Source organism: Chryseobacterium herbae (assembly GCF_025154075.1).
GTDB lineage: Bacteria > Bacteroidota > Bacteroidia > Flavobacteriales > Weeksellaceae > Chryseobacterium > Chryseobacterium herbae.
On sequence record NZ_JAOAMU010000001.1, the window covers coordinates 86,646 to 99,061 of the forward strand.

Below are 12,416 nucleotides of genomic sequence, written 5' to 3' on the forward strand. Positions count from 1 at the left end.
AATTTCATAAAATTTAACTTATGTACACAGAATTAACAGAAGATACCTTACAAAATATCGTTAACGACAATGAAAAAGTAGTGGTTCAGTACGGCGCAACATGGTGCGGAAACTGCAGAATCATGAAGCCTAAATTTAAAAAACTGGCATCAGAAAACGAAGAAATTCCATTTTTATATGTAGATGCTGAAAAGCTTCCTGAAAGCAGAAAATTAGCTACTGTAGATAACCTTCCTACTTTCGCAGTTTTCAAAAACGGTGAATTGGTGAATCAGGTACAGAGCAACCAGGCGGAAAGTTTAATTAACCTTTTTAACGAATTACAATAATGAAATTACCCGTAATCAGACAGTTTTATCAGAACCAGACTCCTGAGAATCTTGAAAAAACATTAGAGGTTTTAGAAAGCTTCTGCGAATTCAGAGGAACCAGTGAAGAAGATCTAAACGTAGCCGGAGAACTGATCACCAATATCTGTGGTGCTTTGGAAGTACACGCCAGCGTTCAGAACGGAATGAGCGAAAAAGACGCTTTAAATTCTTTTGCACAGAAGGTCTTAGGATCTATTGATAAATAGTTTTTTTCTTTATTGAATCATTTAAAGATTTAATAATTAAAAGATTAAAAACACAGTACTACTGAGGATTTCCTCGATACTATATTTTCTCCATTCTTTAATTTCAATTGATAACACGTGCTTCAAAGCTTCTGTAATATGCCATTGCTGATGCGGTTGCCGTTGTTTATATAGCTTAAAGAATCCTATTAAAAATCCCGGTGAATGTCATCAGGATTTTTTGGGTTTCTTTATTTTATTAAAACACTAATTGCACAAATATTTTACACTAATGACACGAATGCTTTAGTCCGTAAATTGTGATATTTGTGAAATCATTTGTGGTATTTGTGGTTAAAAATTTAAACAATGAAGCATTCAAAGATTTAAAGATTACAAACAAAAAAAACCTGATGAATGAATCACCAGGATTGTATATTGAAGTTAGAATTATGTTTTAAAACTCATCATTCATAACTTAAAACTCATACCTAAATTTAGCTTCTTCTGCTCATAAAGATTCTAAGAATATACCAGAACAACAGCATAATAGAGGCGAAAAGCTGTAAAGATGCTCCCACATATTGTCCCGTCGTATAGACATTTTTAAGCTTGCTGGTTTCATACAAAATACTCGCAGAAGCCAACACCATCATTCCTACCGAGAACCAAAGCCCCAGGTTGAATCCGAAAATAGCTCCTGCTACAATCAATCCAATCGAAAGAAAACCTCCGATAATGATGATATTTCTTAAAAATGAAAAATCTCTTTTAGAAGTAAACGCGATCAGTGAAAGTCCTGCAAACATTGCAATCGTCAACATCGCCGCCTGGAAAATAATATTTCCTCCACCCTGCATTCCCGCTGCTATGTAAAGCATTGGCATAAAGATCAGCGCTTCCAGAATGATATAAAATCCTAATCCGAAATACTGCGTCGTTCTGCTCTGTGAAAGCGACCATTTGGAAGCCAGCATAGAAGCCAGCCAGAAAACACCGATGATCAGCAACCATGTATATTTCTGCCCGAACATCATCGCAATGATTTCTGGTGGTACTGTTTTCACTAAAATAGTTTCAACCCCGATAAACGCAAGGATTGATAAAGCAACATGTAAGTACGTTTTTCTGTAAAAAGATGCCTTTTCCACTTCTGAGGAATGAGCAACTAAAACATCTGTCATCATAGTTAGTATTTTTTTATTTGAATATTAAATTATTTATCTTTCTTCGCCGGCATCACTCCAAGGATCTTTCCATCCTCTTCAAATACAGCCATGATCACTTCTTTTGAAGAAGAATCTCCAGCGTATTTATAATTGATACTTGGCAAACTGGAGCCATCCATTAATTTATGATAGCCCGTTTTTAAAATTTCCAGCTTTTTATTCACATCAAAGCCTTCCTTCACCTTTTTCAGAACGTCATCCGTAACGATTTCTTTCACTTTTTCTGAAAGAAGCGCGTCAACAGCCGGACGATTCGAAGATTTAAGTGCTTCAACAAACTTGAGAAAATTGTCATTATACAGATTGATCTTCTCTTTGCTCAGCTGTGCAGGCACCTCTTTCTGAGTCTTCTCAACCTTTACTCCGGTCACTTTCTGAGCAAACATCAGTTGTGCTGCAAGCAATGTAAGTCCTAAAAATATTTTCTTCATAATCTATTTTGATATTTGGTGAAATAAGTGAGTTAAGATACGAAAATCAGACCACTTCCAAAAATTTCATCGTATCTACATTATCTGCATACGTATTGAGAGCCGGATGCTGTGCCTCTCCAAATGGAATAGAATCCAATCCAAGCTCGTTTTTAGCCACGATACACTGAATATCCTGCTCATTTTCAGCGATGAAAGTTTTCACTTCATCAATCGATGAATATCGGCTGAAATTAATTACAGAAAGCGGACTGAAAAGCTTATCATCCTCTTTCAACATCACAAAATTATTATCCCAGAACAAATCACGGTTCAGAAGGTAAACCGCCCTGTTATAATCGTAATTGTTGGCGTATTTATGATGATTGATGATATCCTGGAATCCAGTAAAACTTTCAAACAGTCTGTCGATTACAAAATCCTCAGGAATAAAAATTCTTGTCACATTTCTGCATCCAAGCCCGAAATATCTGAAAATATCTTCGGCCAGAAGCTGAAGTTCTTCAGGAGTTTCATCTCCTTTCAAAACCGCCGCAGAAGTTCTGTTTTTTCTGATGATGCTCAAATGATCTTTAAAATAATATTCAAGATATCTCGCGGTGTTGTTGCTTCCTGTCGCAATCACCGCATCGAAATTTTCCAGTTTTTCAACAAATTCAAATTGAACAGCACCACCGGAAAACTCATTCCATTTTTCCAACAGGAACGGAACCATTCGTTTATCCTTCGAAGATAATTTGATTAATGGAATGTGACCGCTTAGAACCACGGATATTACATCGTGAAGTCCAACCAGAGGAATGTTCCCTGCCAGGATCAGTCCTACTCTTTTTGAAGCTTTTGAAACGGAATAATTTCCGATCCAGTTATTTATATTTTCCTGACTTAGCAGCTGGGTCCATTCATTCAGAGCAAACTTCTGGTTTTCCATGGTGAACCACGGGTTTTCTATTTCGGATCTTTTCAGCAATGATTCAAACTCGTTATCATGATCATTATAATCCGCTGAATCCTTTGATAAAAACTCTTTTATATACTCGCTTAACTTAATAAGTCCTAAAACTTGATTTTCGATATTCATAATTACTTTTAAATTGGGGAATATTTTGTAATTTTGTGCAAATTTAAAAAAAATTAGCGATGGCTATTAAAATAACTGATGAATGCATTAATTGTGGTGCCTGTGAGCCGGAATGCCCAAATAATGCGATATATGAAGGGGCCGTAGACTGGAAAGCTTCTGAAGGTACTGCTCTTGCAGGTACTATTACCTTGCCGTCAGGACTTACTGTAGACGCAGATTCGCCACAGGAACCTGTGAGTGATGATGTATATTTCATTGTAACTGACAAATGTACGGAATGTAAAGGATTCCATGAAGAACCTCAGTGTGCAGCGGTCTGCCCGGTAGATTGTTGTGTTCCTGATGAAGATCACGTAGAATCTGATGAAGCGCTGCTTAATAAAAAAGCGTTCTTACACGGTGAATAATAAAGGCTCCGTCTCAGCGTTGAGGCGGTTTTTTTAACTATAAATTTCAAAGAATCTAGTAAAATATCAATAACAAAACCGCAAGTCCGTAAAATTCTTGCACAACCAAAAAAGTAAAAATATGAGCAAAAAGCACAACTTCAGCGCAGGGCCATGCATCTTACCTCAGGAGGTATTCGAAAAATCAGCAGAAGCTATTTTAGATTTCAACGGTATTGGATTGTCTCTTCTTGAAATTTCGCACAGAAGCAAGGATTTTGTTGCTGTAATGGACGAAGCGCGTGCCATTGTGAAAAGACTGATGAACCTTGGTGATGATTATGAAGTACTTTATTTAGGAGGCGGTGCAAGCCTGCAGTTTGCGATGGTTCCTTACAACCTATTGAAAGTAGGCGGAAAAGCAGCTTACACCGATACGGGAACATGGGCGGCAGGAGCTGTGAAAGAAGCTAAAAAATTAGGAACAGTGAATGTGGTAGGTTCTTCCAAAGAAGAAAACTATTCTTTCATTCCTAAAAATTATACCGTGGGTTCAGAATATGATTATTTCCACTGCACATCGAACAATACCATCTATGGAACTCAGATGAAATCTTTCCCGGAAGTTGATACGCTGATGGTTTGCGATATGAGTTCTGATATTTTCTCAAGACAATTGGATTTTTCTAAATTTGATCTGATTTACGCCGGAGCTCAGAAAAATATGGGACCTGCAGGGGTAACTTTAGTGGTTATCAAAAAAGAAATTCTTGGAAAAACCGGAAGAGAAAATATGCTGTCTATACTGGATTATTCTCAGCATATTTCAAAAGAATCCATGTATAATACCCCACCTGTTTTCCCTGTTTACGCCTCTCTTCTTACGTTACAGTATTTAGAAAAGAATGGCGGTATTGCAGCAGCGGAAGCAAGAAATGAAGCGAAAGCAAAATTGTTATATGATGAGATTGACAACAATCCTCTTTTTGAAACGTTCTGTGTAAAAGAAGACCGTTCTCTGATGAATGTTTCTTTCAAACTATTAGACGAGAGCAAAAAAGAAGAATTTGACAATGCATGGAAAGCTGCGGGAATCAGTGGATTGAACGGACACAGAAGTCTTGGCGGATACAGAGCAAGTTTATACAACGCTTTACCTATTGAAAGTGTGCAGGTTCTGGTTGATGTGATGAGATCAATTAAATAATTTAAGCATAAAAAAATTCAAAGATTGAAAGATGCAGAGCAGTTAATAAAAATTTATTAATTTGCGCCCCGATTTAATAATGATTAAACATCTGAATTTTTCAATCTTTAAATCTAAATAACACATGAAAGTTTTAGCAAACGACGGAATCTCAAAAACAGGAGAACTGGCCCTTACAGAAGCAGGATTTGAAGTCTTGCCCAACAGAGTGGCACAGGATCACGTGATCAATTTCATTAATGAAAACAACGTGGATATTCTTTTGGTAAGAAGCGCGACGAAAGTAAGACAGGACATGATCGATGCATGCCCCAGCCTAAAGATCATAGGACGCGGAGGTATCGGAATGGATAATATTGACGTAGATTATGCTAAAAGCAAAGGCATCAAAGTGATCAACACGCCTACAGCATCTTCAAAATCAGTAGCTGAACTTGTTTTCGGACACTTTTTCGCACTGGCAAGATTCCTTCACGAATCGAACCGGCTGATGCCATTGGAAGGGGAAACTCATTTCAATGCCATGAAAAAGTCGTTCAGCAAAGCATATGAACTTTCAGGAAAAACACTTGGAGTGATCGGCTTTGGAAGTATAGGTCAGGAAGTGGTAAAAATAGGAATTGCATTAGGGATGAAAATCAAAGTATTGACAAAAAATCCAAAGACAAAAGTTCTTAGCCTGGACTTTTTCGACGGACAGAGTCTGAATTTTGAGATCACTTCCACCAATGATATGGATGCTTTCCTTAAAGATACCGACTTCATCAGCATCAATACTCCAAAAACGAATGAATATATCATAGACACGCCTCAGTTTGAAAAAATGAAAGACGGCGTCTACATCGTGAATACTGCAAGAGGCGGTGTCATCAATGAAGTAACCCTTCTGGATTTCATCGAATCTGAAAAAGTGGCGGGAGCGGCACTGGACGTTTTTGAAAACGAACCAAGTCCGGAACTTCCTCTGCTGATGAATCCTGCGCTATCCCTTTCTCCTCACGTAGGAGGAAACACAGTGGATGCCCAGGAAAAAATCGGCGCAGAACTTGCAGAACAAATTATTAAGCTACAAAAAGAAACCATAAGATAAAATATGCCTGTTTTTAAACCTTTCCGTGGAATCAGACCTCATAAAGACTTTGAGAGCACTTTCCCTACGCATCCGCTGGACAATTTCACCCAAGAGGAGATTGCAGAGAAAGCTCAAGTTGAAAATACTTACATCAACATGATTAAACCCTATGTTGTAAGTAAATCTAAAGATATTGACCGGAATTTGAGGAAGATCCGTTCAACGTTTGAAGAACTTCTGGATGAAAAGAAACTGATCCAGGACAGTTCTGCGTACTATCTTTATGAGCAGATCTACCCCAACAAACAAATTTTCAGAGGCTTGCTTGGATTAGCGAGTATTGAAGATTTCTGGAACGGAAAGATCAAAAGACATGAAAGTACCATTCCACAGAAAAAGGAAAAACTGGCTCATTATCTGGAAAAAGTAAGCCTTCAGGCTGAACCGGTACTTCTTACCTATCCTTCGAATTCCAAGATTGAACTTCTGATGAATCATGAAGAGAAGAATGTTCCTATTTTCAACCATATCGATTCTATCGGGATCAGACATAAAATATGGAGAATAGACAACCGTCTGAAACTTCAGCAGTTCAAGGAAGTAATTGATCAGATCGACTCTTTCTACATTGCAGATGGTCACCACAGGATCGGATCTACCGCTCTGAATGCCAAGCATCACAAAGAAAAAAATAAGAGACACAACGGTACGGAAGCCTATAATTTTGTATACAGTTTCATCGTATCCAACCAATCGATCAAGATCCACGATTACAACAGGATCTTAAGCGACCTTAACGGACTTTCCAGTGAAGAGTTCTTAAAAGAACTGGACCAGTATTTCCTGATCCACGAAAAAGGTGAAACATCCTATTTCCCTTCTCAGAAATTCCATATATCGATGTATCTGGAAGGTAAGTTCTACTCGCTTCATGTGAAGCATGATCTCCGTTCAAGAGAAATGTCGCTGGACAATCTTGACCATCATCTTTTAGACAAATACATTTTCAAAAATATCCTTAAAATAGAAAATTCAGACAGCTCTGAGAAAATCTCCTATGCAAAAGGAACTTCCAATCTTCAGGGTATTAACTATTTAAAGGAGAAAATAGACAGTGGAGAAGGAAAAGTCGGTTTTGGAATCTATCCGGTAAGTTTCAACGATATGATTAAAATTTCAGATCTGAAGCTGAGCATGCCTCCAAAATGTACATTCATCGAACCAAAATTGATTACAGCACTGTTAATGTACGATATGAAACCTTAATAAATTACTAATTTTTCCCTACTTTTATAAGCGGAAAAAGAAAGGTAAATAAAAAATGAAAAAAATCTTCATTATACTTCCACTCTTTTTGAGTGGATTTTTATTTTCTCAAAAAAAGCCACAGAAAAAACCTGTAAAAAAGGTTACTATGGCGAAATTCAACTACCACGATGAATTTAAAAAGATCTCGGATGAGATCATGACCAACGGCGCAGCCTACGAAAATCTAGGAGAACTTACCAAAGGAATCGGTCCACGATTCAGTGGAACTTCCGGCTATATAAAAGCGGTGGAATGGGCAGAAAAAAAGCTCAAATCTATCGGCATTGAAATGATCTGGAGAATGGAAGCTAAAGCTCCGGTCTGGATAAGAGGAAGAGAATCCTTAGAGATAAAAACCGCTAATGGAGAATGGAAAAACATCAGAATGCTGTCTTTCGGAAATTCTGAAGGAACAGGCGGAAAAGATCTTACGGGGGATATTGTTTTAATCAATTCAACTTCTGAACTTAATGCTATGTCCGTGGGGCAATTGAAAGGTAAAATAGTTTTCGCTAATCTTCCAATGGATCCAAAGATCATTAATACAAATGATTCTTATCTGGCGACTGCAAAATCCAAATTAATTTCTGCTTCCGTGATTGCAAAAACAGGAGCAAAAGCTTTAATTATAAGATCGTTAACAACAGCAATGGATGATACACCTCATGCCAAAATGGTGTATTACGAACCTGATGACAAAGTAAGAATTCCTGCCCTATCCATTGGAGTAAGATCTGCTGACGAATTAGAAAAATTACTGAAAAATCAAAAGATTACCGCCAAAATAAATATGACTGCACAGTCAAAAGGCGACACTACTAATCCCAATATTATTGCTGAAATCCAAGGTAAAAAGGATGCTAAAGTGATCGTTTTAGGAGCTCAGTTAGACTCGTGGGATTTTGGGGAAGGCGCTATTGATGACGGAACCGGTATTGCACAGTGCATTGAAGTTTTAAGAACATTCAAAGCGCTTGGTATTGAAAATAATCATACGATAAGAGTTGTCTTTTATGCCAACAGCGAAAACGGAGGACAAGGACGCGAAATGTATGCAGCATATGTGAAAAAAAGGGATGAAAAACATGTTTTTGCTTTAGGAACAGATGCGGGAGGATATTCACCAAGAGGATTTTCCTTAGATATGCCGCCACAAAGACGAAAGCAGATTTTCGAATGGAAAAATTATTTCCTTCCTTACGGGATTTATGATTTTGACCAGACTGAAGCTATTCAAGATATATCCCCACTGAAAAAGCTGGATATTCCTTTGGCTGAACTGGTCGTAGATACTCAAAGGTACTTCGACTACCATCACTCTGAACAAGATACTTTCGATAAAGTGAACAAAAGAGAACTTCTTTTGGGAGCTGTAGCCATGACACAGCTGATTTTTATGATCGATAAAAACTGGTAATATGAAAAAGATCGTCATCCTTTCCTTTTTATTAGCAGGAATGACTGTTTTCGGACAGTCTAAAGAAGATTCCATCCAGTTCAGTACCATCTCTACGGAAATTCTGAACAACGGAAAAGGCTATACCGAATTAAAAGACCTTACCAAAAACATTGGAAACCGTCTGAGCGGAACCGAAGCTTATGAAAAATCGGTGAAATGGGCAGAACAAAAACTACGTGATGCCGGAGCTGATAAAGTATGGCTTCAGGAAGTGATGATTCCGGTTTGGGTCAGAGGAAAAGAATCTCTGCAAATCAAAACGGCAGATGGAACATGGAAGAAACTGAAAATGCTTTCACTGGGAAATTCTGAAGGGACAGACGGAAAAGATGTATCGGGCGAAATTATTATGGTGAGATCTTTAGAGGAATATGACAAGCTTCCTGCATCTCAAGTAAAGGATAAGATCGTATTCTTTAACTACCCTTTTAATCAGTCACATGTACAGACTTTTATTTCTTATAGAGAAGCCTCAGCTTACCGACGTTCTGCAGCGAATTTAACGGCTCAGAAAGGTGGAAAGTTTGCTATCATCAGGTCTTTATCTTCAGCATTTGACGATGTTCCCCATACGGGTAATATGCGGTATGATGATAATATTTCCAAGGTACCGGCCGTGACTATCGGAAACACAACAGCAGATGAGCTGGAACTATTATTAAAAAATAAAAAAATTACGGCAAAACTCAACTCCAACTGTGGGATGAAGGGTGAGAAGCTCTCCCACTCTGTTATTGGCGAAATAACCGGTAAAAAAGACCAGAGCGTTATCGTGGTCGGAGGACACCTGGATTCCTGGGATGTAGGTGAAGGAGCGCATGACGACGGTGCGGGCATTGTGCAGAGCATTGAGGTTTTAAGAACATTTAAGAAATTAGGAATACAAAATAACCATACCATCAGAGCGGTCTGTTTTGCAAACGAAGAAAACGGAACGAAAGGTGGAAAGCAATATGGAAAAACAGCGAAGGAAAGTAATGAGAAGCATCTTTTTGCAATAGAATCCGATGCAGGAGGTTTTTCTCCAAGAGGAATTTCCCTGGAAATGGATGACAACAACAGAAAACAGATCCAAAGCTGGGTCAATCTGTTCCTGCCTTACGGAGTCTACAACTTTGAAGGAAAATATTCAGGTTCAGATATTGCTCCGCTGCATGAAATGGGAGTTCCAACGGCAGAACTCGTTCCTGATCCTCAGCGTTATTTTGACATTCACCATACAGAAGAAGACACCTTTGAAAAAGTCAACCGCAGAGAACTCCTTCTGGGCGCAGCGGTAATGACTCAACTTATTTATATGATCGATAAAAACTGGTAAACTATGAAAAAGATAATTGGCACTTCATTATTATTTTTAGGAATGGCTGCTTTTGGCCAGTCTAAAGAAGATTCGATACAATTCAGTAAAATTTCTACGGAAATTCTGAACAACGGAAAAGGTTATACTGAATTAAAAGATCTTACCAAAAGCATAGGTCACCGTCTAAGTGGTTCTGCAGCGTATGATAAAGCCGTAAAATGGGCAGAACAGAAGCTTCGCGATGCCGGAGCCGACAAGGTATGGCTTCAGGAAGTGATGGTTCCGGTATGGACCAGAGGAAAGGAATCCCTGCAAATTAAAACAGCAGACGGAAAATGGAAAAACCTGAAGATGCTTTCATTGGGAAATTCTGAAGGTACAGGCGGAAAAGATGTTTCCGGTGAGATCATCATCGTGAAATCTATGGAGGAATATGACAAGCTTTCAGCAGATCAAGTAAAGGATAAGATTGTGTTCTTTAACTATGCTTTCAATCAATCTTTTGTGGAAACATTCAGAGGTTATGGCGATGCTGCAAAATATAGGGTAACTGCTGCTTCATTAACCGCTAAAAAAGGTGGAAAGTTTGCCATCGTAAGATCTTTGTCTTCAGCCTTTGACGATGTTCCGCATACCGGAGCGATGCGCTATGAGGATAAAGTTTTAAAGATTCCGGCTATAGCCATCGGAAGTACTACGGCAGACGAACTTGAAACGCTTTTAAAAACGCAGAAAATTACCGCAAAATTAAACTCAAACTGTGGAATGAAGGGTGAGAAGCTCTCCCACTCTGTTATTGGCGAAATAACGGGTAAAAAAGACCAAAGCGTCATTGTAGTCGGAGGACATCTGGATTCCTGGGATGTAGGCGAAGGAGCACACGATGACGGTGCCGGAATTGTTCAGAGCATTGAAGTTTTGAGAACGTTTAAAAAATTAGGCCTTCAAAATAATCATACCATCAGAGTCGTTTGTTTCGCTAATGAAGAAAATGGCGTAAAAGGCGGTATCCAATACGGAAAAACAGTAAAAGAAAAGAACGAGAAACATATTTTTGCCCTGGAATCTGATGCCGGAGGTTTTGCTCCGAGAGGTATTGCTTTGGAAATGGATGATCAAAAAAGAAATCAGATCAAAAGCTGGACTGGCTTGTTCCTGCCTTATGGTGTTTACAATTTTGAAGGCAAATATTCGGGAACGGATATTTACCCGCTTCACGATATGGGAGTTCCTACCGCTGAATTAGTTCCGGATTCCCAGAGGTATTTCGATATCCATCATACGGAAGAGGATACTTTTGAAAAAGTGAACAGAAGAGAGCTTCTTTTGGGCGCTACGGCTATGACGCAGATGGTTTATATGATTGATAAGAACTGGTAGGATTTTACCTTTAAAATACTTTAGCCTTTACAAGTGAAAGATGTTGTCAACAGGTTGATTTTGATGAAGCTAACGTCTTGTCATGATTAACTTGTTGATTTTTTATTTAATCTGTATGTGAAAAATCTCCCGCAGATTCCTCAGATCGCGCAGATTTTATTATCGTGAATATAAAAATCTTTGATTTTTAAAAGACTTATGTGAACTTTCTATTTTCAAAGCATTCACTTTAAAATAACTAAAGTGTCAAAAAACTTTTGTGACTTTTGTGGTTAAATAATTTCACAGATTCTACACAGTTGTTACTTTTTCAGCTTTTTCATTATTCTTTTGTATTTGAATTCATAAAGAAAGCTTTTCCAGTAATGCCTTAATCCACCACCAGATTCCCAGTTAATATCAAATTTGTCTCCATCCAAAGAATAACCAGGCTGTGTAATCTTAGCATGAAGCATCGGCGGATTATCTTTTATTTTTTCATAATAATCAAGCTCCATATTTGATTTTCTGAAATATTGAATTTCGATAATCGTTTCTTTCTGTAATGCTTTAAAAATGTAAAGATTAATATCATACAGATCCTGATATTCTTTCTTTACTACTTCAATAACAGCATCTAATGGTAACGGCGTTTTATATCGATTGATCTTACTTTTCAATTTTCTCCGTTCCCGAAAATCCGCTCCAAATTCACTAAAATCTGAAACGATGAAAGTAAGTTGATGGGATATTTTATTCCAGCATTGTTCTTCTGCCAGCTCTATAAGTCTAGCAGCAATACTCTTTATATTTTCTTCTAAACTTTCCGGAGTCACTTATTACAGATTTATGCAAACTTAAAGTTACTTAATCATAAAAACAAGTTGAAATATTCACTTTGGCATGAAATTCGCAAGCTAAATCATTGAAAAAAAATTATTTAAGCACAAACGATGAGAAAAGGTTTCCGCAGAATATTCAGTTTCCGCTGAGCCGGAATAAGGCTATCATTATTTTTGATATCA

Annotated in this window: 13 protein-coding genes; 9 read left to right on the top strand and 4 right to left on the bottom strand. The window is 37.9% G+C overall.

The features are described from left to right. The first annotated feature begins 20 nt into the window (after positions 1-20). Both N0B48_RS00390 and N0B48_RS00395 read left to right on the top strand, forming a co-directional pair. Positions 21-329: a thioredoxin family protein gene (locus tag N0B48_RS00390; protein WP_034727578.1), complete on the top strand. Its 309-nt coding sequence runs from the start codon at positions 21-23 to the stop codon at positions 327-329. Next, a complete protein-coding gene (locus N0B48_RS00395; protein WP_034727575.1) occupies positions 329-577 on the top strand; it encodes a DUF6952 family protein in 249 nt (82 codons plus the stop codon). The genes N0B48_RS00390 and N0B48_RS00395 overlap by 1 nt, the downstream gene beginning before the upstream one ends. A 476-nt stretch (positions 578-1,053) precedes the next feature. On the opposite strand, the gene N0B48_RS00400 is transcribed toward N0B48_RS00395, so the two are convergent. From N0B48_RS00400 to N0B48_RS00410, 3 genes are read right to left on the bottom strand one after another with little or no spacing between them, the layout of a single operon-like run. Beyond that, positions 1,054-1,743 carry a Bax inhibitor-1/YccA family protein gene (locus N0B48_RS00400; RefSeq protein ID WP_259835572.1) on the bottom strand — a complete coding sequence of 230 codons (690 nt, stop codon included), beginning with the start codon at positions 1,741-1,743 and terminating at the stop codon, positions 1,054-1,056. Positions 1,744-1,772: 29 nt separating this feature from the next. After that, on the bottom strand, positions 1,773-2,216 hold the full coding sequence (locus N0B48_RS00405) for a peptidylprolyl isomerase (protein WP_259835573.1): 444 nt from the start codon (positions 2,214-2,216) through the stop codon (positions 1,773-1,775). Between the two features lie 46 nt (positions 2,217-2,262). After that, positions 2,263-3,297 carry an aldehyde dehydrogenase family protein gene (locus tag N0B48_RS00410; protein WP_259835575.1) on the bottom strand — a complete coding sequence of 345 codons (1,035 nt, stop codon included), beginning with the start codon at positions 3,295-3,297 and terminating at the stop codon, positions 2,263-2,265. 59 nt (positions 3,298-3,356) lie between these two features. Here N0B48_RS00410 and N0B48_RS00415 point away from each other — a divergent pair, with 59 nt between their 5' ends. From N0B48_RS00415 to N0B48_RS00445, 7 genes are all read left to right on the top strand, one after another. Continuing rightward, a complete protein-coding gene (locus N0B48_RS00415) occupies positions 3,357-3,707 on the top strand; it encodes a 4Fe-4S binding protein (RefSeq protein WP_259835577.1) in 351 nt (116 codons plus the stop codon). A 121-nt stretch (positions 3,708-3,828) separates the two neighbouring features. Beyond that, a complete protein-coding gene (gene serC / locus N0B48_RS00420; protein WP_259835579.1) occupies positions 3,829-4,893 on the top strand; it encodes a 3-phosphoserine/phosphohydroxythreonine transaminase in 1,065 nt (354 codons plus the stop codon). A gap of 124 nt (positions 4,894-5,017) precedes the next feature. Further along, positions 5,018-5,983, top strand: coding sequence for a D-2-hydroxyacid dehydrogenase (locus N0B48_RS00425; RefSeq protein WP_259835581.1), 966 nt, complete (start codon positions 5,018-5,020; stop codon positions 5,981-5,983). Between the two features lie 3 nt (positions 5,984-5,986). Continuing rightward, positions 5,987-7,231 (top strand): DUF1015 domain-containing protein, encoded by a 1,245-nt coding sequence (locus tag N0B48_RS00430; RefSeq protein WP_259835583.1) that lies wholly within the window; start codon positions 5,987-5,989, stop codon positions 7,229-7,231. 55 nt (positions 7,232-7,286) lie between these two features. Next, positions 7,287-8,690: a M20/M25/M40 family metallo-hydrolase gene (locus tag N0B48_RS00435; RefSeq protein WP_259835586.1), complete on the top strand. Its 1,404-nt coding sequence runs from the start codon at positions 7,287-7,289 to the stop codon at positions 8,688-8,690. Position 8,691: 1 nt separating this feature from the next. Next, complete coding sequence (locus tag N0B48_RS00440) at positions 8,692-10,050, top strand: M28 family peptidase (protein ID WP_259835588.1); 1,359 nt, start codon at positions 8,692-8,694, stop codon at positions 10,048-10,050. A gap of 3 nt (positions 10,051-10,053) precedes the next feature. Next, positions 10,054-11,412, top strand: a complete 1,359-nt coding sequence (locus N0B48_RS00445; RefSeq protein WP_259835591.1) for a M20/M25/M40 family metallo-hydrolase — start codon at positions 10,054-10,056, stop codon at positions 11,410-11,412. A gap of 302 nt (positions 11,413-11,714) precedes the next feature. On the opposite strand, the gene N0B48_RS00450 is transcribed toward N0B48_RS00445, so the two are convergent. After that, a complete protein-coding gene (locus N0B48_RS00450; protein WP_259835594.1) occupies positions 11,715-12,227 on the bottom strand; it encodes a hypothetical protein in 513 nt (170 codons plus the stop codon). Positions 12,228-12,416 lie beyond the last annotated feature (189 nt).

Coding starts and splice junctions, on each gene's coding strand:
- N0B48_RS00390 (WP_034727578.1), top strand. CDS start 21: ATGTACACAGAATTAACAGAAGATACCTTACAAAATATCGTTAACGAC.
- N0B48_RS00395 (WP_034727575.1), top strand. CDS start 329: ATGAAATTACCCGTAATCAGACAGTTTTATCAGAACCAGACTCCTGAG.
- N0B48_RS00400 (WP_259835572.1), bottom strand. CDS start 1,743: ATGATGACAGATGTTTTAGTTGCTCATTCCTCAGAAGTGGAAAAGGCA.
- N0B48_RS00405 (WP_259835573.1), bottom strand. CDS start 2,216: ATGAAGAAAATATTTTTAGGACTTACATTGCTTGCAGCACAACTGATG.
- N0B48_RS00410 (WP_259835575.1), bottom strand. CDS start 3,297: ATGAATATCGAAAATCAAGTTTTAGGACTTATTAAGTTAAGCGAGTAT.
- N0B48_RS00415 (WP_259835577.1), top strand. CDS start 3,357: ATGGCTATTAAAATAACTGATGAATGCATTAATTGTGGTGCCTGTGAG.
- serC (WP_259835579.1), top strand. CDS start 3,829: ATGAGCAAAAAGCACAACTTCAGCGCAGGGCCATGCATCTTACCTCAG.
- N0B48_RS00425 (WP_259835581.1), top strand. CDS start 5,018: ATGAAAGTTTTAGCAAACGACGGAATCTCAAAAACAGGAGAACTGGCC.
- N0B48_RS00430 (WP_259835583.1), top strand. CDS start 5,987: ATGCCTGTTTTTAAACCTTTCCGTGGAATCAGACCTCATAAAGACTTT.
- N0B48_RS00435 (WP_259835586.1), top strand. CDS start 7,287: ATGAAAAAAATCTTCATTATACTTCCACTCTTTTTGAGTGGATTTTTA.
- N0B48_RS00440 (WP_259835588.1), top strand. CDS start 8,692: ATGAAAAAGATCGTCATCCTTTCCTTTTTATTAGCAGGAATGACTGTT.
- N0B48_RS00445 (WP_259835591.1), top strand. CDS start 10,054: ATGAAAAAGATAATTGGCACTTCATTATTATTTTTAGGAATGGCTGCT.